Source organism: Pseudomonas sp. LB1P83 (assembly GCF_054897885.1).
Window position 1 is genome coordinate 5,176,143 of sequence record NZ_CM142709.1, and the last position, 21,358, is coordinate 5,197,500.

17 protein-coding genes and 2 rRNA genes (1 of these 19 running past the window's edge) are annotated in these 21,358 nt (G+C 58.7%); 9 read left to right on the forward strand and 10 right to left on the reverse strand.

The genetic code is table 11. The features are described 5' to 3' along the window. Window positions 1-139 precede the first annotated feature (139 nt). Window positions 140-1,558 carry a short-chain fatty acid transporter gene (locus tag ACYZTY_RS23690; protein WP_461955712.1) on the forward strand — a complete coding sequence of 473 codons (1,419 nt, stop codon included), beginning with the start codon at window positions 140-142 and terminating at the stop codon, window positions 1,556-1,558. A 34-nt stretch (window positions 1,559-1,592) separates the two neighbouring features. On the opposite strand, the gene ACYZTY_RS23695 is transcribed toward ACYZTY_RS23690, so the two are convergent. Both ACYZTY_RS23695 and ACYZTY_RS23700 read right to left on the reverse strand, forming a co-directional pair. Then, window positions 1,593-1,937 (reverse strand): HepT-like ribonuclease domain-containing protein, encoded by a 345-nt coding sequence (locus tag ACYZTY_RS23695; protein ID WP_461955713.1) that lies wholly within the window; start codon window positions 1,935-1,937, stop codon window positions 1,593-1,595. Next, window positions 1,934-2,224, reverse strand: coding sequence for a nucleotidyltransferase family protein (locus ACYZTY_RS23700; protein ID WP_010458330.1), 291 nt, complete (start codon window positions 2,222-2,224; stop codon window positions 1,934-1,936). The genes ACYZTY_RS23695 and ACYZTY_RS23700 overlap by 4 nt, the downstream gene beginning before the upstream one ends. Window positions 2,225-2,459: 235 nt before the next feature. On the opposite strand from ACYZTY_RS23700, the gene ACYZTY_RS23705 reads away from it, so the two are divergent. The 4 genes from ACYZTY_RS23705 to ACYZTY_RS23720 all read left to right on the forward strand — a co-directional run bounded on the left by ACYZTY_RS23705 (window position 2,460) and on the right by ACYZTY_RS23720 (window position 7,835). Then, the gene (locus ACYZTY_RS23705; protein WP_461955714.1) at window positions 2,460-4,157 is read left to right on the forward strand and encodes a molecular chaperone HscC; all 1,698 of its coding nucleotides are present in this window, start codon (window positions 2,460-2,462) and stop codon (window positions 4,155-4,157) included. An 11-nt stretch (window positions 4,158-4,168) separates the two neighbouring features. After that, window positions 4,169-5,884, forward strand: a complete 1,716-nt coding sequence (locus ACYZTY_RS23710; protein WP_461955715.1) for a J domain-containing protein — start codon at window positions 4,169-4,171, stop codon at window positions 5,882-5,884. 74 nt (window positions 5,885-5,958) lie between these two features. Next, entirely contained in the window at window positions 5,959-7,131 is a 1,173-nt protein-coding gene (locus ACYZTY_RS23715; protein WP_461955716.1) for a hypothetical protein, read from the forward strand. 179 nt (window positions 7,132-7,310) lie between these two features. Next, window positions 7,311-7,835, forward strand: a complete 525-nt coding sequence (locus ACYZTY_RS23720; RefSeq protein ID WP_461955717.1) for an SET domain-containing protein-lysine N-methyltransferase — start codon at window positions 7,311-7,313, stop codon at window positions 7,833-7,835. A 6-nt stretch (window positions 7,836-7,841) separates the two neighbouring features. On the opposite strand, the gene can is transcribed toward ACYZTY_RS23720, so the two are convergent. Then, entirely contained in the window at window positions 7,842-8,486 is a 645-nt protein-coding gene (can, locus tag ACYZTY_RS23725; RefSeq protein ID WP_131063236.1) for a carbonate dehydratase, read from the reverse strand. 141 nt (window positions 8,487-8,627) lie between these two features. Here can and ACYZTY_RS23730 point away from each other — a divergent pair, with 141 nt between their 5' ends. Further along, window positions 8,628-9,032, forward strand: a complete 405-nt coding sequence (locus ACYZTY_RS23730) for a serine kinase/phosphatase (protein WP_461955718.1) — start codon at window positions 8,628-8,630, stop codon at window positions 9,030-9,032. A 128-nt stretch (window positions 9,033-9,160) separates the two neighbouring features. On the opposite strand, the gene rimI is transcribed toward ACYZTY_RS23730, so the two are convergent. Together rimI and ACYZTY_RS23740 are read right to left on the reverse strand one after the other, a co-directional pair. Next, entirely contained in the window at window positions 9,161-9,613 is a 453-nt protein-coding gene (rimI, locus tag ACYZTY_RS23735) for a ribosomal protein S18-alanine N-acetyltransferase (protein ID WP_201120507.1), read from the reverse strand. Beyond that, entirely contained in the window at window positions 9,606-10,358 is a 753-nt protein-coding gene (locus tag ACYZTY_RS23740) for an energy transducer TonB (RefSeq protein ID WP_461959388.1), read from the reverse strand. The genes rimI and ACYZTY_RS23740 overlap by 8 nt, the downstream gene beginning before the upstream one ends. Before the next feature lie 219 nt (window positions 10,359-10,577). On the opposite strand from ACYZTY_RS23740, the gene mksB reads away from it, so the two are divergent. The 3 genes from mksB to mksF are packed head-to-tail and all read left to right on the forward strand — an operon-like array spanning window position 10,578 to window position 15,383. Further along, the gene (gene mksB, locus ACYZTY_RS23745; RefSeq protein ID WP_191623727.1) at window positions 10,578-11,855 is read left to right on the forward strand and encodes an Mks condensin complex protein MksB; all 1,278 of its coding nucleotides are present in this window, start codon (window positions 10,578-10,580) and stop codon (window positions 11,853-11,855) included. Next, window positions 11,845-12,546 carry an Mks condensin complex protein MksE gene (gene mksE / locus ACYZTY_RS23750; protein ID WP_077749032.1) on the forward strand — a complete coding sequence of 234 codons (702 nt, stop codon included), beginning with the start codon at window positions 11,845-11,847 and terminating at the stop codon, window positions 12,544-12,546. Before mksB ends, mksE begins: the two co-directional genes overlap by 11 nt. Continuing rightward, window positions 12,543-15,383: an Mks condensin complex protein MksF gene (gene mksF / locus ACYZTY_RS23755; RefSeq protein WP_461955719.1), complete on the forward strand. Its 2,841-nt coding sequence runs from the start codon at window positions 12,543-12,545 to the stop codon at window positions 15,381-15,383. The genes mksE and mksF overlap by 4 nt, the downstream gene beginning before the upstream one ends. Window positions 15,384-15,583: 200 nt before the next feature. Here mksF and ACYZTY_RS23760 read toward each other — a convergent pair whose 3' ends face one another. The 5 genes from ACYZTY_RS23760 to ACYZTY_RS23780 form a co-directional block, all read right to left on the reverse strand. Continuing rightward, a complete protein-coding gene (locus ACYZTY_RS23760; protein ID WP_461955720.1) occupies window positions 15,584-17,887 on the reverse strand; it encodes a PqiB family protein in 2,304 nt (767 codons plus the stop codon). Then, window positions 17,880-18,503: a paraquat-inducible protein A gene (locus ACYZTY_RS23765; RefSeq protein ID WP_461955721.1), complete on the reverse strand. Its 624-nt coding sequence runs from the start codon at window positions 18,501-18,503 to the stop codon at window positions 17,880-17,882. Before ACYZTY_RS23765 ends, ACYZTY_RS23760 begins: the two co-directional genes overlap by 8 nt. Next, complete coding sequence (locus ACYZTY_RS23770) at window positions 18,490-19,149, reverse strand: paraquat-inducible protein A (RefSeq protein ID WP_461955722.1); 660 nt, start codon at window positions 19,147-19,149, stop codon at window positions 18,490-18,492. Before ACYZTY_RS23770 ends, ACYZTY_RS23765 begins: the two co-directional genes overlap by 14 nt. 147 nt (window positions 19,150-19,296) lie before the next feature. Then, a 5S ribosomal RNA gene (gene rrf, locus ACYZTY_RS23775) occupies window positions 19,297-19,412 on the reverse strand. A 154-nt stretch (window positions 19,413-19,566) separates the two neighbouring features. Then, a 23S ribosomal RNA gene (locus tag ACYZTY_RS23780) occupies window positions 19,567-21,358 on the reverse strand; it runs 1,100 nt beyond the window's last position.

Consider the following 21,358-nt stretch of genomic DNA (forward strand, 5'->3'; position numbering starts at 1 on the left):
GACAACCCGTTAGACCAAAGTCTCAGACTGGTTAATCTTCGTCACAAGATATGACTGATTGATTTACTGTTGACACCTGTCCAGACGGGCCTTCGCGGCCCCAAAGACCATAATAAACATAAAAATTCGAGGTACTCCCGTGGCCGCTGATATCGAAGATACCCGCTCCGCCCGCTTTGCCCTGCGCTGTTCAAGTTTTGCCGAACGCTGGTTCCCCGACTCCTGGGTATTTGCCGCGCTGGCGGTGATCATCGTTGCAGTTGCCACCCTGTTCATGGGTGCGAAACCCACCGATGCAGCGATGGCCTTCGGTGACGGTTTCTGGAGCCTGATCCCGTTCACCATGCAGATGGCGTTCGTGGTGATCGGCGGGTATGTGGTCGCAAGCTCCCCGCCTGCGGTGAAACTCATTGACCGCTTGGCCCGGATCCCGAAAAACGGTCGCTCGGCCGTGGCCTGGGTCGCGTTGATTTCCATGGTTGCGTCACTGCTGAACTGGGGCCTGTCGCTGGTATTCGGCGGTCTGCTGGTGCGCGCCCTCGCCCGCCGTACCGATTTGAAAATGGACTACCGCGCCGCCGGTGCTGCGGCCTATCTGGGCCTTGGCGCTGTGTGGGCCTTGGGCCTGTCGTCGTCCGCCGCGCAATTGCAGGCCAACCCGGCCAGCCTGCCGCCATCGATTCTGTCGATCACCGGTGTCATTCCCTTCACTCAAACGATCTTTCTCTGGCAGTCCGGCGTCATGTTGCTGGCGCTTATCGTGATCTCGCTGATCATTGCCTACGCGACCGCGCCGGGGCCAAAAACAGCCCGCGACGCCGAAGCCTGCGGTATCGACCCGAGTTTCAACCTGCCGCCGCTGCAACCGCGCACCCGTCCCGGCGAATGGCTGGAGCACAGTCCGCTGCTGACAATTCTGCTGGTGCTGCTGGCGGCGGGATGGTTGTTCCACGAGTTTTCGACCAAACCGGCGATCAGCGCGATTTCGGGCCTGAACACTTACAACTTTCTGTTCATCATGCTTGGCGCGCTGCTGCACTGGCGTCCGCGCAGCTTCCTCGATGCCGTGTCCCGCGCGGTGCCGACCACCACCGGCGTGTTGATCCAGTTTCCGCTTTACGGCTCGATCGCCGCGCTGATGACCACGGTCAAAGGCTCCGACGCTCAGACCCTGGCGCACCACATCTCGACCTTTTTCGTCAGTATTGCGTCCCACGACACCTATGCGGTGCTGATGGGCGTTTACTCGGCGATTCTCGGTTTCTTCATCCCGTCCGGCGGCGGCAAGTGGATCATCGAAGCGCCGTACGTCATGCAAGTGGCCACCGACCTGAACTACCACCTGGGTTGGGCCGTGCAGATCTACAACGCGGCGGAAGCCCTGCCAAACCTGATCAACCCGTTCTACATGCTGCCGCTGCTGGGCGTGCTCGGGCTGAAGGCGCGGGACTTGATCGGCTTCTCGTTCGTGCAACTGCTGGTGCACACGCCGCTGGTGCTGTTTCTGCTGTGGGCGCTGGGGACGACGTTGACGTATACGGCGCCGGTGATGCCGTAAACGAAATTGATTGCACCTGCTGGGGCAGGTGCAATCAGGTTTGATCGATGGGTAAAACCTTCAACAACTCAGGCAGTGCCGTCTGAACGGTATCCCACACCACTTCAAGATTGATATCGAAGTAGCCGTGAGCAATGCGATTGCGCATACCTCGCATGCTGCGCCACGGCACCTGAGAGTTTTCTCTCGCAAAATCCGAATAGCCATCCATTACTTTAGTGGCTGCTTCACCAATAATGATGAGGCTCATGATCACCGCTTGCTGGGTACGTTTGTCTTCAAAAAACTCTTCTTTACTCAAGCCCTCGACAAAGATCAGCGCATCGCCAGCGGCTTGTCGCATAGGGTCAAGGTAATCGCCGAGACGGTTAACAGTCATACCGGACGAGCCTGTTCGAGTACTTGCTGACGAAATTTCAGCGGAAGATCTCCCGGCGTCAGCAGATCAACACTGACCCCCAGCAAATCCTCAAGCTCGACTTGAAGCCCTCCGAGATCGAAAAGCGTGGCCCCAGGGAGAGCGTCCACCAGTAAATCAAGGTCACTCCCCTCTTTATCTGTCCCGAGTAACGCGGAACCAAATACACGAGGGTTGGACGTACGAAATCGACCGACGACTTCGCGGACGGCTGCTCGTTTTAGATCCAGTGCAGTAGAAGGCTTCATGGTTGACCTTTGCCAAGTCCAGTAATGTGCCAGTCTAGCAGTGCTCGGAAACGGTAGACACTGCACTACTTGTAACCCTCTGTCACATCCCACGCCATACGGGCCAAACGACGTCCCGCCGCAAATAATAGCTCAGTGCCACTACTTTCCTTTACCGCCCCGCTGCTCCGGTAATATCCTTGCGCGAATATTATCTGTTTCAACTTTTTGCAGGCCGCAAAGGGAGTTCATCGCAATGATCGTAGGGATTGACCTGGGGACCACCAACAGCCTCGTCGCCGTCTGGCGTGGGGAGTCCAGCGAGTTGGTGCCCAATGCCCTGGGCCAGTTCCTCACCCCCAGCGTGGTGGGTCTCGATGATCAGGGCCGAGTTCTGGTCGGTCAGGCCGCTCGCGAGCGTCTGCACACTCACCCGCGCCAGACCGCTTCGCTGTTCAAGCGGCACATGGGCAGCGCCACGGAAGTACGCTTGGGAGACAGGTCATTCCGTCCCGAGGAGCTGTCGGCGCTGGTGCTCAAGAGTCTGAAGGAAGACGTCGAACGGACCTTCGGCGAAACCGTACATGAAGCGGTGATCAGCGTGCCGGCCTACTTCAGCGACGCCCAGCGCAAAGCGACGCGCATTGCCGGTGAACTGGCCGGTCTGAAGGTTGAAAAACTGATCAACGAGCCGACCGCTGCTGCATTGGCCTATGGACTGCACCAACGGGACAAGGAAACCTCGTTCCTGGTATTCGACCTCGGTGGCGGTACCTTCGACGTGTCGATCCTGGAACTCTTCGACGGCGTCATGGAGGTGCGCGCCAGCGCGGGCGACAACTTTCTGGGCGGCGAAGATTTCGACAGCGTGCTGCTGGAACATTTTCTCGAGCATCATCGCAACACCGACAACTTTCCTGACCGCGCGAGCATCATCCAGCCGTTACGTCGCGAGGCCGAGCGCGTGCGCAAAGCCCTGGGCCAGGACAGCAGCGCCGAATTCAGCCTGCGGGTCGACGGCCAGCAATGGACGCAGACCATCACCCAATCCCAACTGGCCACGCTCTATTCGCCACTGCTCGAACGCCTGCGCACACCGATCGAACGGGCCCTGAGAGACGCGCGCATTCGCGTCAGTGATCTCGATGAAATACTGCTGGTGGGCGGTACGACGCGCATGCCGCTGGTTCGCAAACTGGCGGCTGGCCTGTTTGGGCGTTTCCCTTCGATCAGTCTCGACCCGGACGAAGTGGTGGCCCACGGTGCGGCGATCCAGGCGGCGTTGAAAGCACGCTCCGCAGCCCTGGAAGAAGTGGTGCTGACGGACGTCTGTTCCTACACATTGGGCATTGAGACTACTACCCAAATCGGCCAGCAATACGAAAGCGGGCATTACCTGCCGATCATCGAGCGCAACAGCATCGTGCCGGTGAGCCGGGTCAAGACGGTGTACACGCTGCAAGATAATCAGGAACACGTGCTGCTGAAGATCTTTCAGGGCGAAAGTCGCCTGGTCAAAGACAACGTGGCGCTGGGCGAACTGGACATCAAGGTACCGAAACGCAAGGCCGGTGAAGTCGCCCTTGATGTGCGCTTCACCTACGACAACAACGGTTTGCTCGAAGCCCAGGTGGTCATCCCGCTGACGGGCGACAAGCATTCCCTGGTCATCGAAAACAATCCCGGCGTGCTCACACCCGAGGAGATTCAACAGCGACTGGAGGGTCTGGCGCTGTTGAAGATTCATCCGCGCGATCAGCAGGTCAACACAGTGTTGACCGCACGTCTTGAGCGTCTCTATCAGGAAAGCCTGGGGCAGATGCGTGAACAGATCGGTCATTGGGCCAAACAGTTTCAGCACGTGCTTGATTCCCAGGACGAGCGCCGGATCCGTGAAGCGCGCAGCGAACTGACGCAGCAACTGGGCACGCTGGACAACGGCCTCTGGCAGTAAGGAGCGGCAACATGGATTGCTGGTCTGTGCTGGAACTGCCCGAAGACGCCGATGCGCGCACTATCAAGCGAAGTTATGCGCGGCTGTTGAAAACCTTCCGGCCTGATGAAGATCCGGAAGGCTTTCAACGCTTGCGCGAAGCTTATGAGCAAGCGCTGGATGTTGCCCATTGGAGGGCCGAATACGCCGCCGAAGAACTTGAAGTCGCAACGGCCGAAGTCGTCGAATTACCGAATAACGCCAACCTCCAGGCGTGGTCCGAGTTGCTCGACGTGCGTCCGCTGAGCCTTCAAAGCCCGCCTCCGCTTCGCCCCTTGAACCTTGAAAGTCCGCCCCCTCTTCGCTCGCTGAACCTTGCACCGCCCCAATCCCTGCACGAACCGGACATCGCGCCGGACGAGCTGGCAGCGCGTGCACTGCTCGACGGGCTCTCCGAGCAAAATCTGACCGAGCGCTGGGCGCGAGCACAACAACAGCACTGTGCGCAGGCGTTTGAAAAATTGCTGCTGGCGTTGTGCTTCGATCACCCCGGCCTGCGCAATTCGATTGCCGCCTGGGCGGTCCAGCACCTCGATTGGCTCGCGCCCTGGCAAAACGTCGCAATGACCGATTGGCAGCGAGACGCTCTCGCCAGCGGTTTGCAGCAGGATTATCGGCAGACGTTGCAGGAATTGCTCGAAGACAAGAAAGAACGTGAGTTTCTTACCCTGCTCAAAAGTTACACCGCACAACCCTGGCTGCAGGTGTTCGATCGACGCCAGGAATGGCAGCGAATCCTTCTGCAACTGCTCAACGACACTGAATGGAGTCTGCCGCTGTTCGACCGCGTCGGTCAGGTGTTTGGCTGGGACGATAAAAAAGGCATTCATCCGGAACCTGCGTCGACGTGGAGGGCATTGATCGAGCGCTGCAATCAGGAAAGCTTCTACGAAAACCTGCGGGCCAAGGCGCAAGACAGCCGGACATGGGCCGCGGACGTTCAGGCCGCGCATTTGCTGATGAACCCGATGAAGGCCGGGCAACAGAAGAAAATGATCGACGGCTTTGGCCGAAACGAATGGCAGGCCTGTCATGACCTCGCGCAAACCCTTAAGTGGCGTTACCCGGAATTGCGCTTACGGTTGCCACACGCCGATGTTTTTCACTGGCGACGTTATCTGCCGCGCCCCATCACCGATGAAACCTGGGTGCGTGTCTGGGCCGGCATCGCACTGGCGCTGTTTTTGTTTTGTTTCCCGGCCCAGTACAAATCCCATGGCTACAGCATCAGCATCCCAATGATATTCACCTCTTTGGTATTCGCCTGCGTTCCGGTCTGGTTCCTCCGTTTCGCCATGAGCTGGTGGGTGCCGATCATCTCGCATGCCATTGTCCAGGACCTGTGGCTGACCGAAGGCCTGGTCCCCCGCCACTGGAACCCGGATACCCGCTGGCTGGTGATGCGACACGGTGTTCCGCAAGCCGTCCTTACGCTGCTGTTCGGGCTTCTGTTGGGCTGGCCGGGCATGGCGACTTATGTCGGTTTTACGCTGATCGGTCTCTTGCACAAGCGCCGTATCGGTCAGCTTGATCCTGAACTCGCCGCTCGGCGCCCTTGGTTGACCGCGTTGCATTGGGCGCACTTCAGTCCGTTGCAGCTGGTGTTTTTGCTGGTGATGGTCGGCGTCATCTTCGTGTGCCGGATGTATTTTCCGGAGTATCACCTGACTCATTTGATGTTCAGCTGAGCGATTACCGGCCGATCTGCTTTAGTAACTATCGCCCGCGATCAACGCGGTCCCACGCTGAAAAGGATCTGAGCATGTTCAAACTGACAGGACTTACCCTCGCGGCCCTCACCCTGAGCGCCGCCGCCCACGCCAATGTCGATCTGAAACTGGGCAGCACCGAACGCGTCACCCGGCTGTTTGCCTACCCCAACAACTGCAACGTGGTCTGCTTCCGCAACTGGACACTTGAGCAGACGGTAGAGCACTACCTGACCCAAAGCGTGCAGCGCGATGGATACAGCGCTGCGAAAGTGCGGGTCAAAACCGATAACGGTCAGCTCTATGCCGACATCAGCGGCGTGCCAAAAGGCTACGAAAAACCGTTGGTCGCGCTGCTCGATGCAGGCGATCTGGCCTACACCGGCGCCAAAAAACTCAACGTTGATGGCAAGTGGGCTTACAGCTGGTACTTGTTTCTGCCTTTGGGCATGGCCCTGGAAAACCGCAAGAGTGTCGAGCTGCTGCACTTCCCGCCGGATTACTCCCTGACTCAGGCCCAGGATTACCTGCGCTCCGCCACCACGGATCGCTGGGCCACGCTGCTGACGGACAACGGCATCCCCGCCGATCAGACGCCGGGCTACCAGACCATCATCGACATTGCGCCGATTGCGGCGCCGGCCAGTGCCGGCAAGGATCTGGAAGGCGTCTACGACTACTTCAAGGACTACCAGACCACCATGGTCAAGGAAGTCAGCCAGAACGCCCGCGGTGACGCATTGCCGATGGTTGCGTTCGGTGCACCGGTGCGTAACTGGATCAAGCAGCAATACGGGCCGACCGTCAATGTGCTGGGTCTGGCCACGATCAGCCCGAGCGCCGGGGTGAAAGTGCCCGTACTGGGCTCCAACCACCCGAGCTACATCTGGTACGCCGCCAACCCGGAGAGCTACACCGGCGACGATGCTCAGGCCCAAGCCGACGCTACGGGCCTGAAAGTCATGGGCCAGGACTTGAGTGCCGCCTGCTGGCAGGCCGGCATGGGCAGCAAACCGGGGACCGACCCTGCCGTTCAGCTGAAAAGCTGCACGCAGACGTGGCAAGTGACCCAGAAAGAAAAAACCTGCGAGCTGTTCTACACCTCGATTCGCAACCTGACGCCTGAACAAGCCGTGGCCAAGTGCGCGACAACGCCGATCCAGTCCCAGCTCACCCAGCTGCAAGCCCCGGCGCCTGTGACGGCGATCCCTGTGCCTGCGCTGTAATCGCCCTTGCACTTTTGCGCGTGAGCGAAGGCTTACGCGCAAACGCGCACTTTCCTCCTGTCAGTTCTGACAGTAGACCCGTCGTTTCAATTGCGAGAATCTTGAGGCATACCCTGTGTTGCAGGGCTGACAGGGTCGTCAGTTTTGGAAGTCGCAACGCGCTGCCGACAAGGATCGTTATGAAACCTCATCCCCAGCACGGGGCCGTTACGCAACCTCTCGGTGGAATCTACCCCTTCGCAGAGCTTGCGCTGAGCCTTGGATTTCCCTCCCGGGCCGACTTCGAAATCATCTACAACGCCAGTGGATCGGCAGTGGCCGTTGCGGCCCTGCGCGATTTCCCACGGATCAGCCGAATCTGCCGCGTGTCGGGGCATCTCCTGCCTTATCGCCATCGACATACCCGGCAACTGGCGCTGGGCATCCACGTCTATGACCCACACTTCAGCGGACTGCTGAGGCACTCCTGCGACCCCAATGTCTTTTTCGACATGAGCGAACTGTCGTTGTGGGCACTGAAGGATATTAAAAGAGGCGACAACCTGACGATGGACTACGCCGCGACCGAAGACAAACTGCTACGCCAGTTCGCCTGTCAGTGCGTGTCACCGGAGTGCCGAGGCTGGATCACCGGTTACGATGAGCCGCCGAACGCCGACGGCCAGTTGTATTACCACCACTGGCGTCGGCGCAGCCTATGTTGAGCGGCGTTACAACGTCTCGACCGGACGCAGTCGGTACTGCGGCGGCAATTGCTCAAAACCGCTGATGGTCGTGTTCAGGCTTTTCCAGCGACCGTCCTTGATGCCGTAGATGCAACCGTGGATCGACAGGTTCTGCCCGCGATGCCAGGCGTTTTGCACAATGCTGGTGTGGCCGACGTTGGCCACTTGCTGGATCACGTTGAGCTCGCAGAGACGGTCGACTCGTTCTTCTTCGGTCGGCAACTCGGCCAGTTCTTCGCGCTTTTCGTAGTAGAGATCACGGATCGAGCGCAGCCATCCGTCGATCAGGCCCAGCTGGCGATCCTGCATCGAGGCGCGCACACCGCCGCAACCGTAGTGGCCAGTCACGAGGATGTGTTTGACCTTGAGCACGTCGACCGCGTACTGAATCACCGACAGGCAATTGAGGTCGGTGTGCAGCACTACGTTCGCCACGTTGCGGTGGACGAAAAGGTCGCCGGGCAGCATGCCGACGATCTCGTTGGCCGGCACCCGGGCGTCGGAACAGCCTATCCACAAGTATTCCGGCGTCTGTTGACGGGCCAGCTTGGAGAAGAAGTCCGGATCTTCCTGTTTGATCGCTTCGGCCCAGCGTTCGTTGTTATCAATCAGATCTTGTAATTCGTTCATGCTGTAAAGCCTCAAGAATGATGCGCTGGTTTGACAGACAACCGCCCGTCGGGGTCACGCGCTTGATGCAAGTATGGCCGGCGGAATTCTCAGGAGCCCAGTGGGTCCACCGTAGTAAGGCCCACAGTATGAGGAATTGCCATGACTGATTCACGACGTCCGTACGATGCGGTGCAACCCGAGCCCATCGACGACAACGAAGACCGCATGGGATCGATAAATGAGCTGGATTTCGACGAGGAAGAGCCCAGCGCGAAAATCGGCGATGAACTGCAGCAAACCGAACGCGGACAGCTGATGCCACGGCGGCGTGTGCTTGAAGCCGGTATGACCGGGGCTTCGACCGATGACCATGAGTCTACCGACGATGACATGAGCCCGGAAACATTGATCCGTGAAGACGGCGCGCGGGATGCTCATGAGGCGGGTGAAGGCAATCAGGCGGATTGGGATTTGAGTATTGTCGATGAGGACGATATTGGCGGGGGCAATGGGCTGGATGAAGAGGAACTGGCGCGGCAGGATCCGATGGATGGTAATCGTTGATTTGTAGCGCCTGACAGTTCGCAATCGCGAGCAGGCTCACTCCTACAGTGGATCTGTTGAGTACACATATTTTGTGACTGACATAAATCCTGTAGGAGTGAGCCTGCTCGCGATGCTTTTAAAATCTCTTAGTCGACCAAAGTGCAGGCCATGACGACAGCATCTTCCCGCCCACCCACCGCCGGGTAGTAATCCCGCCGCCGTCCGATCTCGTTAAACCCATACCGCTCATACAACCGAAAGGCGCCACGGTTACTGTCGCGCACTTCCAGAAAGCACTCCCGCGCCTTGGCATCATACGCCCGGGACATCAAATGCTCCAGCAGCGTCAAACCCAGGCCACGGCCCTGATTCTCCGGTTTGACGGTGATGTTCAGCAGGTGCGCTTCATCCAGAATGATCTGCACCACACCATGACCGACCTGCTGCTGGCCTTCGAACATCAGCCAGATCTGGTACTTGCCCAGCCCATCAAGAAAAATCCCGCGGGTCCAGGGATGGCTGTACGCCGCGTATTCGATTTTCAGTACAGCGTCGAGGTCCGCCTCGGTCATCGGGCGGAACGATACAGCGTCACTCATTCGATTCTTTCCAGCGCGCCATCAGCCGACGCATGGCTTGCCAGACATCAGCCTTACGCTGTGGCTCTTCCATTAATAATTCCAGACCCGGCAGGGCCCAGACCGAGCCCAGGCCTTCGACCTGGAGTTCACGGTTGAAGGATTCGGCGTTCGCTTCGCCAGCAAAACGCACGGCTGGCAGGCCGATCAGCCATACGCAGACGCACGGGGCGTCTTCCAGTCGGGCCGAGAGGAAACCTTGCACGAAGTCCCGAGCCGCTTCCGGACCTTGATCCATGTTGCCCCGGACCAGCAGCGGCCAGCGCACCGGCTCGCCGATGATCTGCGGGCTGTCCGGCAGACCGGCGGCGCGCAGCATGTCCTTGAGCAACAGATAGGCAGGATCGCGGGTCTGGAACGCTTCGCCTGTGGGTAACTCGACCAACAGCAGGCAACGACCGGCGCGCAGCAATTGCAGGGAGAAACGCGGTGGCGGCACGACTGGCGCCTTAGCGACGACCGGCGCGGCCTCTTCTTCGACCTTGGCGTTCGTGCGCGTGCTGGCCAACGATGGACGCGGCACCTCGATCTTGACCCGCTCCGTCGGCGCTACAACCGGTGCAGCGACGGCTTTGGCGGCAGGTGCGGGCGCAGAGGCCGGCACAACCGGCGCGACGACCAGCGGCTCAGGCAGCTCCAGCAACTCGGGGCGCGAGGGCGCGGCAAAGGGCAATTCGGTGCGCGGCAGCCAGTTGACCACCTGCATGGCGGTCAAATAGGCGCGGCGACGGGACTCGATAAGCAAAGGTCGGCCACTTGTGGATAACTAAAGTGCGGTGATTCTACCGCCCTTCGCTCAAGATCGCCCGCGCTTGATCGATACTCTTTCCCTTAGAAACAGCTACAGCCCGTCCCGAGAGTGAATCGCATCGGTCCCGATGCAGTACAATCGCGGCTTTTAATCGCCAACCAGCCGGCCATTCCGATGATCGAACCCAAGCGCGTCTTGCGCGCCCTCGCTGAACACTGGGCACTTCTGGAGCCACTGTGCGAGCATTTCGACCAGGGCACCTTGAGCCTCAACGAACTGCGCACGCAACTGGCCGCCCAGCAACTGGACAGTACACCGCAGGACATCACCAGCCTGCTGGACGTGTGGATCCGCCTCGATATTCTGGTTCCCGTGGCGAAAAGCCCGAACCGTTTCGAGCTCAACGCGCAGATCCACGACTTCCTCGCTTACCTGCGCCGTGAGCACCGTCTGGGCCTGTGCCTGGAGATCGAAGCCTATTTGCGCCACCTCGAACGCCTGGCCGGTTACATCCAGGACGCCTTCGACATCCGCGACGGCCACGATCTTGCGCGTCAACTGCGCCTGCTCGACATGCGTGTGCGCGATGTTCTGAAGAAACTGGCCAACGACGAACAAGCCCTGGTGGCCGTCGCCGAACGCGCCAAGACCAGCGACCGGCAGATCCCGCTGCGTCAGCGCTACGCCGAAGTGCTGGCGACCTGGGACGAATACGTCGAGCCAATGATTCAGTTGGTGAACGCCGACGGTGCCTTCGAGCAAGGCGTGCGCAAGGTCGAAAACGTCTTGCTGAAAATGCTCACCGAGCAGCAGCGACTTGGCCATCTGGTCGATGACGACATGTTGCTGCGTACCCACGCACGCATCCTCGAAATGCAGACCAGCGCCCAGTTGACCCTGCGTCATGCCCGCGAACTGCTGCTGCCGCTGCGTGAAGAAGCCCGCCGTCACAACGCCGTGACCCGTGGCGCGGCGCTGGCCTTGTCGGCCATCCGTCGCAAAGGCATCGATGCGGTGCCACAAGCCGCGATGCCAATGTTCACCCGGCCGCAAAGCACCTTCCTCGGCAGCGCCAGTCAGGTCGAAGCCTATGTGTACGCGCTGGCCCGTTTCGAGCCGAAACCGGCGCGCTTCCCCAAGGCCCACAAGACGCAGAAAGGTGAAGCACCGCGCGCGCCACGCACCGTGCGCGAAATGCTTGAACGCTGCGAAGACGCCCTGCCGATGCCGGACCTGATGACCTGGTTGCTGGAGCAGGAACCGGACGGCGCTACCGACGAATTGCTTTATTGGTTCTCGCGCCTGTCGCGGGAAAAGCGCTTCAAACGCGAGCGTCTGGAACGCCGCGATTACCACACTCATGAGCACCAGGTCAGCCTGCGCTCCTTCGCCCTGCTCTCGGCCCGCGACACCGCCGCCGAGGATTCTGCGAGCATCCCTAATGCATCTTGATCTATCCGAACTGTCCCAGCTGGCGCCGATCTTTCGTGAGCTGTTCAAGGGCTACCACGTCAGCCGCCGCGACCCGGAGCTGTACGCGCAACTGTCGAACTTCCAGGACCAGTACCGCACGCTGTTCAGGGCGCTGGGCTATGAGTTGGTCTGCGACACCCGTGGTTTCTACTACTTTGTGCCGGACCTCGCGGCGGCGGCGGTGAACAAGACTGCACAACGCCTGGCACTGTTCACCTTCATCCTCGTCGAGCATCTGGCCGACCAGGGCCGCGACCCGGTCGCCGTGCTGGACGGTGGCAGCCTCGGCCGCGATGAGTTGCCGTCGCTGCTGGAAAAGTACCGCGACCTGTTCATCCAGGCCGAAGTGCAGACCGTTGAAGAGCTCGAAGAAAAAATCATGCGCCGCATGACCCAACTCGGTTTCGCCGGCGAAGAAAACGGCATCTACCGCTTCCTGCCGCCGATGCACCGCTTCCTTGATGTCTGCCTGTCGGTTCAGCAGGACCGCGATCTGGCGGCCAGCCTGCACAGCGTCTTGCCACTGCCGGTTCCGGTGTTGATCGATGACGACAGCGATGAAAAGCTGCTGCAAACCGATGACCCGCTGGATCTGAGCGACTTCGAAGAAGAAAGCGAAGAAGACGCCATGGCCCGCGCCATTGCCGAAGAACAGGAGACCGACGCATGAGCAAGGAACGCTACGGCATTCGCCGCTTTGCCCTTTTGAACACCGCCGGTTACAGCCTTGGCCTGTTTCCGCTGGAAGAACCGCTGTCGGTCTACGGCGCGAACAACCTCGGTAAATCCGCGTCGATCAACGCGTTGCAGTTCCCGATTCTGGCGCGCATGTCGGACATGAGTTTCGGCAAGTACAGCCTGGAACAATCCCGACGTTTCTATTTCGCCTCGGACACCAGCTACATCCTGGTCGAAGTCTCGCTGCCCCACGGTCCGCACGTGATCGGCGTGGTCGGTCGCGGCCCGGGCGGTGGTTTCGGTCACCAGTTCTTTGCCTATGCCGGCAAACTGGATCTGGCGCATTACCAGAAGAACGACACCTGCCTGCGCCAGAAAGAGCTGTTCACTAACCTTGAGCGCGAAGGCCTGAAAGCCTACGAACTGAAACCGGATGAACTGCGCCGTTTGCTGGTCGGCGGTCACACCTCGATCCCGCTGGACCTGACGCTGATCCCGCTGCGCTCCACCAGCGAGCAGAGCCTGAAGACCTTCCGCGCACTGTTCATCAACCTGCTGCACATGCGCGAAATCACCGCGGCCAAGCTCAAGCAGCTGTTTCTCGACGCCTTCGAACACAGCCTGCGTTCCGGCAGCGTCGATTACATTGCTGCGTGCGAAGAAGCGTTCCGCGATGTACGACGCATGGAGCAGGACTACAACTCGCTGGTCACCGCCGGCCCGTTGGTTGAAGCCCTCGCGGCAGGCGTGACCCAGCGCAATATTCTGCGCGGCAAACTGCACCGGATCTCACCGCTGCTCGATTCGTTGCTCGGCACCTGGTCGGACTACGCCAGTGCGCGCAAGGAAGAGCTGACGATTCAAGCCGAGCATTACCGCAACGAGCAGGACGCGCTGCAAAACGATCAGCGCGGCGGCACTCAGGAGCTGATGCGTCTGGAGCGGGAAATCACCGGCATCCAGCGCTGGCTCGGCGAGTTGTCGGTGCTCAAGCATCGCTTCGCGTTGGTCACTGACGTCAAAGTGCTGGAGCAGCAACTGCTCGCGGCCAAGGATGCCCACGATGAACTGGCCGGTGCGCTGGCTCAGTCGCGGCAGTTCAGTGCTGAAGACCTGGAAGAACGCCTTCGGGATCTGGAAAAACGCCTGAAGTCGGTGAAGCAGCAACTCGATCACGCCGACAACAACAGCTACGCCCGTCTGCGCGAAGAGTTCTCGCAACAGGACGTCGAACGCCTGATGCGCCTGTTCAACAGCGCGCTGTTCAGCCTTCCGCTGGGTGAGCACGGCATTACGCTGGACGAGGACGGCAAGTGGGTCAAATCTTTGGAGCTGATCCTCGATGGCTTCAAAGGTGAGCGTTTCGACGTGCCGGGCCTGTCCATCGACATCTCGCACATCGAGCCTCCAGCGCTGCAAGCCCTGGCGGATCGTGCCGCATTGCGCGATCAGAAAGAGCGTCTGGAAAAAGAACTCAAGCAACTGAAAAGCCAAGCGGCCGTGGTCGCCGACCGCGCCGCGAGCAAGACCCAGACCGAAGCGCTGTATCAGCAAGTGCTGGACGCGCAGAAAGCCCTGGAAGATTTCCGTCGCGCGCAAACCCTGAGCGCGGAGGAAGACGACAAGCTTGAGCAATTGGCGCAGATGGAAGCGGCTCAGGAAGAATTGAAGCGTTCCAGCGACGCCTTCACCGAGCGCGTCCAGCAACTGTCGGCCAAGCTGCAACTGGTTGGCCGGCAGATCGGCGACATGGAAGCCAAGCAACGCACCCTCGACGACGCCCTGCGCCGTCGCCAGTTGCTGCCGGCTGACATGCCGTTCGGCACGCCGTTCATGGACCCGATCGACGATTCCATGGACAACCTCCTGCCGCTGCTCAACGACTATCAGGACAGCTGGCAGGGTTTGCAGCGCAGCGATGGCCAGATCGAGGCGCTGTACGCTCAGGTCCGCCTCAAGGGCGTGGCCAAGTTCGACAGCGAAGACGATATGGAGCGTCGTCTGCAACTGCTGATCAACGCGTATGCGCACCGCACCGACGAAGCCCTGACCCTCGGCAAGGCACGTCGTGCGGCGGTCACCGACATCGCCCGGACCCTGCGTAACATCCGCAGCGACTACGACAGCCTCGAGCATCAGTTGGCGCTGTTCAACCGCGAGATCAACAAGCGTCAGGTCTCCAACCTGCAGAGCTTCCGCATCGTGCTCGCACCGAACAAGGAAGCTTTGAAGCACATCGACCAGATCATCCACAGCGCCGGCCAGTACGAAGAAGGCGAAACCCTCTCCGTGTTCGACCTGAGCCAAAGCGCCGATCAGGACAACAAGAACGAAGAAGCCAAGGAGTACCTGGCGCGGCTGGTGGCGGCGAACCACAACCAGCTCGGCCTCAAGGATTTGTTCGAGCTGGCGTTCGAGATCACTAAGGTCAATGGTCAACCGGTGATCCACACCGACATCGACGGCGCAGCCTCCAACGGCACGACGATGACGATCAAGGCGCTGACCAACATGTATTTGTTGCTGCACTTGATGGACCGCGACCAGGCCGGTCGCGTGCGCCTGCCGTACTACCTCGACGAGGCGGCGGACATCGACGAGAAGAACCAGGCCGCGTTGCTGGAAACCAGCCTGCAACTGGGCTTCGTGCCGATCCTGGCGAGTGTGAAGCCGCAGGTTTGCGCCAGTGTGGCGATTGACCTGGAAGGTGGCAGCGGGCCGAACGGGATCTACATCGATGAGGCGGACTGGAAGTACATCCGTCGTCACGATGAGGTGAAGGCTGTGGTTAACGTTGAAGCGGATGAGCCGGAGCTGGATGCGGTTTGATTTGACTTAATTCAGAGCAATAAAAAAGGCCGCGATCCAAATGGATCGCGGCCTTTTTTGTGGGCTGACCTGAGACTTCAAGTGAACTTGAGGGCCTCTTCGCGGGCAAGCCTCGCTCCTACAGGGATTGGCTGTGATCGACACCGAACCCTGTAGGAGCGAGGCTTGCCCGCGAAGGCGTCCTCACAGCCGCCAACAGATTATTTACCCAGCGATATCTTCGGCGCCCAAGTCAGCCACTCATCCTCAAACTTGTCGAACAGCGGGAAGGTCTGCTCAGGCCGCGCTGGACTACCCATGCGATCACCATCCGGCGTAGCGAAGGCGATGCCGCCCTGAATCAGTGTTTCCAGGGATTCAGTACGTACCGTCGCGCCTTTGAACAAGCCGTAGTCGAAACCAAAACCGCTGGTGTTCCAGAAACGCGTGCCACTGCGCACCAACGGCGCGTACTTCGGCTCGATCAGAATGTGTACCAGCACACGATCAGCGGTCTGGCCCAATTCGTAGCCCGTCACTTTGCCCACGGTGACCTCGCGATACGTCACCGGCACCCCGGTTTTCAACGAACCACGACGAGCAGCGCTCAGGACCAGACTCAAACCGGCTTCTTGTTTGGCCGACTCCGGTGGAGTGGCCAGGGCGACGAAGTTCTTCTGCGGACCGAGGTTCTTCGCTGCCGGCTGTACTTCGATGTATTGGCCGGTGACCAGCGTTTCGAGGTTCGAGGTCTTGATCAGTCCCAGCTCAGGCTTGACCACCCAGAACTGACTGCCGACCCGGGCAATACGCTCGGGCACTTCGGTGATTCGAGCGGTGAGCAGCACCGATTGCAGGTCATCACTGAGGTCGACGTCTTCAATCTTGCCGACATCCAGGCCTTTGAACCTCACGGGGGTGCCGCTGCGCAAGCCATCGGCACGGTCGACCTTGATCGTCACCACGGTGCCTTTCTGATTGGCTTCCTCATGGTTGGCGAACAAGCGGAAACGTGGGATGCGCTTCTGCAGCGGCGCTTTGGCTTCCGGAGTTTCGAAAGCGATACCGCCGGCCATCAGGCTTTGCAGCGACTCGCTTTTAACCTGTATTCCGCCGGTCAATCCGCCCGTGAGCGTGATGCCGCTGGCATTCCAGAAGCGTGTCGACGCATTGACCAGCCCTTCGTACTCCTTCTCGATGTGGACACCGATCACCAGTTGCTTCTTCTTCTTGGAGAACTGATAGCTCTGCACCGAACCGACCTTGACCTGCTTGTAGAGAATCGGACTGCCGACTTCCAGTGAACCCAGGTTTTCGGTGAGCAACACCAGGTGCAGGCCGGGCGAACGCAGGTCCAGCGGCGGCGCCTTGGGCCTGGCCACGAACTCGCGTTGCGGCGCGGCACCTTTGTCGCCCGGTCGCACGGCGATGTAGTTACCTTTTACCAAGGCTTCCAGTCCGGTGATGCCTGCAAGTGAAATCGATGGCTTGACCACCCAGAACTGAGTGCCTTCGACCAGGTAATCCTCGGCCAGTGGATCAAGGGTCAATTCGGCAGTGGCGGCATTCAGGTCCGGATCCACCTTCAGGGCTTTCAGGTTGCCGACCTGGATGCCTTTGTACATGACCGGCGTACGGCCGGCCTGCAAGCCTTCGAAATCGCTCAGTTTGACCTTGACCCGAATACCGGCGGCAGCAGCATCGAAGTCTTCGTAGAGACGGAACGGCAGGCTCGGATCGGTGGGCGGACTGTCCTTGCGATTTTCAGGTGTGGCGAACGCGATACCACCGGCGACGATGCTGGCAAGCGATTCGCTGCGCACTTTCACGCCGGACAGGTTGGCGTCGATGCTGATGCCACTGGCGTTCCAGAAACGGGTGTGTTTGCGCACCAGATTGGCGTAGGTGGGCTCGATGAATACTTTCAGTTCAACAGTGCTTTGGTCTTGCGACAGCAAGTAGCTTTTGACCTGGCCGACTTTGATCTGCTTATAGAACACCGGACTGCCGCGATTCAGCGACCCGAGTCGATCAGCCTTGATCGTCAGGTGCAAGCCAGGTTGAGCGTCCGACAGCGGGGGTTCTTCGGCCAGTGCCTTGAACTTGCGAACGGGTTCGCCTTCGCCGGGACTGACGGCGACGTAGTTACCCGACACGAGGGTTTCCAGGCCCGTGATACCGGCCAGGGTCACGCTCGGTTTGACCAGCCAGAAGCGCGTACTGGTCCGGAGGTATTGCTCGACGTCTTTGTTCATTTCAATGGTGGCAATCACGCCTTTTGAGCTGCCTTCGTCATCGAGCTTGAGGGTCTTTACCTTACCGACAGACATGCCCTTGTAGACGACTTCAGTCTTGTTGGCCTGAATGCCTTCACCACTCTCGAAACGTACCTGAATCTCGATGCCGGTTTCGCTGTAGGCACGCCAGCCGAGCCAGCCGCCGATGATCAAGGCGATCAGGGGCAACACCCAGATGGCAGACCAGTTCGAGGCCGGTCGGGTTTTAGCTGTAGGCAAATCAGTCATGGTCGTCGTCCGACTCCGTGTTATCCCAAATCAGTCGGGGATCGAAAGTAACTGCGGCAAGCATCGTCAGAATCACCACACTGGCGAACGCGATGGCGCCAAGATTGGCTTCGACGCTGGCAAGCCGTCCAAAATTCACGACCGCCACCAGAATGGCGATCACAAAGATGTCCAGCATCGACCAGCGGCCGATGAACTCGATAAAGCGGTACATCCAGATTCGTTGACGTGCAGAGAGTGGCTGGCGGCGTTGTACTGAAAACAGCAGCAGCGCGATGCCCACGAGCTTGAACGTTGGTACCACGATACTGGCGATAAAAACCACGGCAGCGATGGGTATCATGCCGTGCTGAACCAGCTGGATAACACCGGACATGATGGTGCTGGGATCGCCCTGACCCAGTGAACTGACGGTCATGATCGGCAGCACGTTGGCCGGGATGTAGAGAATCGCTGCGGTGATCAGCAACGCCCAGGTACGCACCAGACTGTTTGGGCGACGGGCGTGCACCAGCGCACCGCAACGGGTGCACGTCTGCTCGTCGGTGTCAGCTTCCTGCTTGTTCAATTCATGGCATTCGGCGCAAATCAGAATGCCTGCATCAATCGCCCGCATGGGCATCCTCTCCTGACAAAGCCTGCCAGATCTGATGAGGTGACATCACAACCTCTAACCAGACCTGGACCAACAACAAACTGATAAAGCATGCCAAACCAAAACCAACGGTGATGGCTGCCATATCTGCCAGTTTTACGATCGCCACCAGTACGCCCATGAGGTAAACCTCGAGCATCCCCCAGTCGCGTAGATGATGATAAATACGGTAAAGCAGCAAGCCATATCCACGTCCGACATCAAAGCGGATGCTCAACAGCACGGCCAACTGGCAGAGCAGTTTGAGCAGCGGGATTCCCATGCTGCACAGGAACACAATCACCGAGACGCCTTGCATGCCGGTATCGAACAGACCGACAACACCGGTCCAGACAGTGTCTTGCGACGACTGCCCGAGTAGATTGAGCTGCATGATGGGTAAAAAGTTCGCCGGGATATACAACAATAGAGCGGCGATGACCAAAGCGAGACTGCGCTGCACCACGTTGTGCCGATGGGCGTAGAGCTCGTAACCGCAACGCGGACACAGGGCTTTCTCGCCATGGGCGAGCTCGGGTTTGCGCATCAGTAAGTCACACTCATGGCACGCCACCAAATCGTCCAGCGGTAATTCTGACAGCCCAGGGGTGTCAACCGGATCTGGCATAAGGGCTCTGGCTCCGAAAAAGTTGGGCCTATTCTAGTGTTATGAGTCGAAAATAACTGTGCAAATTTGTGTGGTAACTGTAGGAGTACTTTCCTGCGGGCAAAACAAAACCCCAACTGCTTTCGCAATTGGGGTTTCGGAATTTAATCTTGACGATGACCTACTCTCACATGGGGAAACCCCACACTACCATCGGCGATGCATCGTTTCACTGCTGAGTTCGGGATGGGATCAGGTGGTTCCAATGCTCTATGGTCGTCAAGAAATTCGGTAGCCGGGTCGTTCTCTCTTGCGAGGTCACGCTCCAGCGAATGGGTATGCGATAGTTTGGTGTTTTGCGAGTATCTCGAACTTTCGGTTCGTTTCGTCTTCACACACCGCAATCTGGCTTTTACGCACAAATTGCTTGGGTGTTATATGGTCAAGCCTCACGGGCAATTAGTATTGGTTAGCTCAACGCCTCACAGCGCTTACACACCCAACCTATCAACGTCGTAGTCTTCGACGGCCCTTCAGGGGACTCAAGGTCCCAGTGAGATCTCATCTTGAGGCTAGTTTCCCGCTTAGATGCTTTCAGCGGTTATCTATTCCGAACATAGCTACCCGGCAATGCCACTGGCGTGACAACCGGAACACCAGAGGTTCGTCCACTCCGGTCCTCTCGTACTAGGAGCAGCCCCTCTCAAATCTCAAACGTCCACGGCAGATAGGGACCGAACTGTCTCACGACGTTCTAAACCCAGCTCGCGTACCACTTTAAATGGCGAACAGCCATACCCTTGGGACCGGCTTCAGCCCCAGGATGTGATGAGCCGACATCGAGGTGCCAAACACCGCCGTCGATATGAACTCTTGGGCGGTATCAGCCTGTTATCCCCGGAGTACCTTTTATCCGTTGAGCGATGGCCCTTCCATACAGAACCACCGGATCACTAAGACCTACTTTCGTACCTGCTCGACGTGTCTGTCTCGCAGTCAAGCGCGCTTTTGCCTTTATACTCTACGACCGATTTCCGACCGGTCTGAGCGCACCTTCGTACTCCTCCGTTACTCTTTAGGAGGAGACCGCCCCAGTCAAACTACCCACCATACACTGTCCTCGATCCGGATAACGGACCTGAGTTAGAACCTCAAAGTTGCCAGGGTGGTATTTCAAGGTTGGCTCCACGCGAACTGGCGTCCACGCTTCAAAGCCTCCCACCTATCCTACACAAGCAAATTCAAAGTCCAGTGCAAAGCTATAGTAAAGGTTCACGGGGTCTTTCCGTCTAGCCGCGGATACACTGCATCTTCACAGCGATTTCAATTTCACTGAGTCTCGGGTGGAGACAGCGCCGCCATCGTTACGCCATTCGTGCAGGTCGGAACTTACCCGACAAGGAATTTCGCTACCTTAGGACCGTTATAGTTACGGCCGCCGTTTACCGGGGCTTCGATCAAGAGCTTCGCGTTAGCTAACCCCATCAATTAACCTTCCGGCACCGGGCAGGCGTCACACCCTATACGTCCACTTTCGTGTTTGCAGAGTGCTGTGTTTTTAATAAACAGTCGCAGCGGCCTGGTATCTTCGACCGGCATGGGCTTACGCAGTAAATGCTTCACCCTCACCGGCGCACCTTCTCCCGAAGTTACGGTGCCATTTTGCCTAGTTCCTTCACCCGAGTTCTCTCAAGCGCCTTGGTATTCTCTACCCAACCACCTGTGTCGGTTTGGGGTACGGTTCCTGGTTACCTGAAGCTTAGAAGCTTTTCTTGGAAGCATGGCATCAACCACTTCGTCACCCAAAGGGTAACTCGTCATCAGCTCTCGGCCTTAGAATCCCGGATTTACCTAAGATTCCAGCCTACCACCTTAAACTTGGACAACCAACGCCAAGCTGGCCTAGCCTTCTCCGTCCCTCCATCGCAATAACCAGAAGTACAGGAATATTAACCTGTTTTCCATCGACTACGCTTTTCAGCCTCGCCTTAGGGACCGACTAACCCTGCGTCGATTAACGTTGCGCAGGAAACCTTGGTCTTTCGGCGTGGGTGTTTTTCACACCCATTGTCGTTACTCATGTCAGCATTCGCACTTCTGATACCTCCAGCAAGCTTCTCAACTCACCTTCACAGGCTTACAGAACGCTCCTCTACCGCATCACCTAAGTGATACCCGTAGCTTCGGTGTATGGTTTGAGCCCCGTTACATCTTCCGCGCAGGCCGACTC